At 50.5% G+C, this 4,039-nt stretch carries 3 protein-coding genes and 1 pseudogene; 3 read left to right on the forward strand and 1 reads right to left on the reverse strand.

The genetic code is table 11. The features are described from left to right. The coding region (locus RDN69_RS05900; protein ID WP_288218370.1) for a DUF3310 domain-containing protein at positions 1-383 on the forward strand (383 nt) is incomplete at its 5' end. Positions 384-533: 150 nt separating this feature from the next. On the opposite strand, the gene RDN69_RS05905 is transcribed toward RDN69_RS05900, so the two are convergent. After that, on the reverse strand, positions 534-1,361 hold the full coding sequence (locus RDN69_RS05905) for a MetQ/NlpA family ABC transporter substrate-binding protein (protein WP_024048291.1): 828 nt from the start codon (positions 1,359-1,361) through the stop codon (positions 534-536). Positions 1,362-1,690: 329 nt separating this feature from the next. On the opposite strand from RDN69_RS05905, the gene RDN69_RS05910 reads away from it, so the two are divergent. Together RDN69_RS05910 and RDN69_RS05915 are read left to right on the forward strand one after the other, a co-directional pair. Continuing rightward, on the forward strand, positions 1,691-2,680 hold the full coding sequence (locus RDN69_RS05910) for a metal ABC transporter solute-binding protein, Zn/Mn family (protein WP_273259493.1): 990 nt from the start codon (positions 1,691-1,693) through the stop codon (positions 2,678-2,680). Positions 2,681-3,044: 364 nt separating this feature from the next. Further along, a pseudogene (locus tag RDN69_RS05915) lies at positions 3,045-4,039 on the forward strand (DNA-directed RNA polymerase subunit beta); the annotation flags it as partial.

Genomic DNA, 4,039 nt, shown 5'->3' on the forward strand with positions numbered 1-4,039 from the left:
ATGATCCGGTGCAAAGTCCGGCCTACTACACAGACGGTCGTTATGAAACGGTCGAAGCCATTGAAGCGTGGGGACTGGATCACCATGCCGGTGACGCGCTGGCGTATATCAGCCGTGCCGGCAAAAAATCACCCGACACGTATCGTCTTGACCTGCAAAAAGCGCTTTGGTACATTGACCGTATTCTTGCCGAGCCTCGCTTGCGCAATATTGACCCGCAGGATTTTACCGAAGATAAACGGTTGACACCGATTTTGGCGACGGCAGTGGTTCACTTGCAGGCGGCGAGCGCGGCCGATCAGGCGGGTGAACGAGCGTGTGCCCGAGCGGAGTGGGAACTTGTGCGCCAGGCGTTGCAGTGTGCGCTGGCGGAGAAAGAATAGTCGTTACGCTTATGGCGTTTGCATGTGTCGAGAGATCGCATAAAAACATATGCGTATTGTTGAAACTTCCGGGATGCCGCGCGAATTTTGGCTCGTTGGGAAATATTCGGACAATAAAAAAGACCTGCCGCGGCAGGTCTTTTTGTGTGCTTAGAAAGCGGGGATGATGGCACCTTTAAATTTATCCGAGATAAATTTTTTGGTCGATTCGCTTTGCAGCGCTTTCATCAGTTTTTCGATTTCCGGACGTTTCTGATCGCCGTCACGAATGACAACGATGTTGGCGTACGGGGAATCTTTAGATTCGAGATAGAGCGCGTCGGAGGTCGGGTTCATGCCCGCGTCAATCGCGTAGTTCGTATTGATAACGGCAATGTCGACATCATTGATCGCGCGCGGCAATTGCGCGGCTTCCAGTTCCGAAAATACCAAACCTTTCGGATTGGCGATGATGTCTGCTACTGTCGCCGTGATGCCCGCGTTTTTCTGCAGGTCGATCAAGCCGGCCGCTTTCAGCAGAAGCAACGCGCGTCCGCCGTTAGTCGGGTCGTTCGGAATCGCTACTTTCGCGCCGTCCGGCAAACCACTCAAATCTTTCAACTTGCTCGAGTACACGCCCATCGGTTCAAGATGAACCGCACCTGCGGAAACTAATTTCAAATTGTGTTCCGAGTTGAAATTGTCCAAGTACGGCTGGTGCTGGTAGAAGTTCGCGTCGAGTTCTTTATCGTTCAGCGCGAGATTCGGCTGTACGTAATCGGTGAATTCAACGACCTCAAGTTTGATTCCCTCTTTCGCAAGCACGTCTTTGACATTGTTCAGAATTTCCGCATGCGGTACCGGGGTGGCGCCCACCTTAATCGTGACGGACGGTGCGGGAGCCGCCGCTTTTTCCGACTGTTTATCGCTGCCGCAACCGGCGATTACAAGCGCACATGCCATGACACCGACACCGGCTAAACTGTACCATTTTTTCATGTTATGACCTCCTTGAAATTTTTAAATTGTCATTAATATAGCAGATTGTCACAGCTTCGTCAAACAAATAGAATAATCAGGTAAAATGATTAGACAGGCAATTTTATATAAAAATAATAAAATGCACCGCAATAACATCAAATTCAGGCTGCACAGCGTGGTTCGTGAAGTGTAAATATAAAAATATCATGAACGCAAGATGAGCAAAAAGGCGACGCGCCTTGCCGTTACTGCCGGCGGAATATCTGAACGACTGTTCTGTGGTACAGTGCGAAATTGACGGCGTTTGCGAAATCGTTATAATCGGGAAATAGAAAGGATGTGGAAATGTGAAGAAATTAGTTTGGGTATTGAGTTTGTGCGCGGCTGTGCTGGCGCTTGTCGGTTGCGGTCAGACCCCGCAGGAAAATCAGGGAAAACTGCAGGTGGTAACGACCGTGTATCCCGTGTACGACGTGGTGAAAAAAGTGGCGGGGGATCGGGCCGATGTCACGCTTTTGGTACCGCCGGGAGCGGAGCCGCACGATTGGGAACCGACCGCGAGCGATTTGAAGAAAATCGGTCAGGCGAAAGTCTTTTTCTACAACGGCGCGGGTTTGGAACCGACCGATCAGATTTTGAAGAAGGAAATTACGCGTGACGCGACGGTCGTGGAGCTGAGTCAGGGCTTGGACCTGTTGAAACTGCAGGACGATGACGATCACGACCACGATCATGATCATGACGCCGACCATCATGACGAAGATCATCATGACGAAGATCATCATGCGGAAGGCCATCATCACCACCATCACGGCGGCGTGGATCCGCACGTGTGGTTGGATCCGCAAAACGTCATGAAAGAAGCGGCTGTCGTTGCCGACGCGTTGGCAAAAGCCGATCCGGCGCATGCTGACGCATATCGTGCCAATGCGAAAAAATACCAAGACGAATTGGCGGCGCTCGACAAGGATATGGATGCGGCGCTCTCGTCGCTCGCAAATAAAAATCTCGTCGTTTCGCACGAGGCGTTCGGCTACTTGGCCGCGCGCTACGGTTTAACGCAAATTGGCATCATGGGTGTCGATGCGGATGCTGAACCGACGCCGGACCGCATGGCGCAACTGGTCGAATTCATTCGTGAACATGATGTGCGTACGATTTACAGTGAAGAGCTCGTCAACCCGCGTTTGGCGGAAGCCATCGCGGCGGAAACCGGAGCGGTCGTACGCGTGTTGAATCCGATTGAGGGATTGACCGCCGCGCAGGAAAAAGCGGGCTACGATTACATTAAGTTGCAGCGTGAAAATCTGACCACTTTGACCGCGGGCCAACAATAAAGAGCTTCCCTTCAGCCGTCACCTCGGTGGCGGCTTTTTTCTTGCCGCTAAAGAATGGACGCACCATGTGCATGCAAAAAATGGAATTAACTTGCCAGGCTTTGAAAATTGCGGTACAATCACTTACGAAAGTTGAATATGGAGTATTACGTCTTTTGATTGACATTTTCTGTAATCAATGATAAAATTACTAATTGCAGTAGTGTCATTATGATCGTGGAGACTGATAGAGGAGAGACGCAGTACAAAAAATGCAAAAGCAAGGTTCAAAAAGGAACCTTGCTTTTATTGTCATTTTTCGAAAACGACACGTGAATAGCCGAGACGACACGATAACGCCAATATCAGAAAGGGTGACAAGTGCATGTTCAAACCGGTAAATATGGGCACGCGGAAACGGTACACCTACGCCAAGATCAATGAGGTCTTGCAAATGCCGCACTTGCTCGATTTACAGCGAAATTCCTACCTGTGGTTTCAGGAAGAAGGACTGCGGGAAATTTTTGAAGATATTTCTCCGATTGAAAGCAATGAACGGGGCAATAATCAAGACGGTAAATTAAAGCTTTATTTTGATGATTACAAATTCGGTGAGCCGAAATACGATATCGCCGAATGCAAGGAACGTGACGCGACATTCGCCGCGCCGTTGCGCGTGAAAGTTCGTCTGGAAAATGCCGAAACGGGCGAGCTCGCCGAAACGGAAGTATTTATGGGCGACTTCCCGGTAATGACCGATACCGGTACCTTCGTCATCAATGGCGCGGAACGCGTTATCGTCAGCCAGTTGGTGCGTTCGCCGGGCGTATATTACAGCGGCACGATTGATCAAATGGGTAAATCGCTGTTCAGCTCCACGGTGATTCCGAACCGCGGCGCCTGGATTGAACTCGAAAGCGATGCCAACGATATCGTGCACGTTCGTATCGACCGTAACCGCAAGTTGCCGGCAACGGTTCTCGTACGCGCGCTGGGCTTCGAAACGAACGATGAAATCATGGATCTTTTCGGTGACGATCCGCGCATCGCGGAAACATTGAAAAAAGATCCGACGCGTTCGCAGGAAGAAGCATTAATTGAAATATATAAGAAATTGCGTCCGGGTGAACCGCCGTCCATCGACAGCGCTACTTCGATGTTCAATAATCTATTCTTCGATCCGCGCCGTTACGATTTGGCGCATATCGGACGTTATAAATTAGGTAAAAAATTAGGCTGGCAGGGACGTCTGTTCGGCCAGACATTGGCGCGCCCGTTGGTTCATCCGTACACGGGTAAAGTCGTTTTGCCCGAAGGCACCGTGATCGGTAACAAGGAACTGGAACAGATCGCGGCATCCGAAATGTTCGCCGATGCCGG

It is taken from the genome of uncultured Negativicoccus sp., assembly GCF_902480485.1.
GTDB lineage: Bacteria > Bacillota > Negativicutes > Veillonellales > Negativicoccaceae > Negativicoccus > Negativicoccus succinicivorans.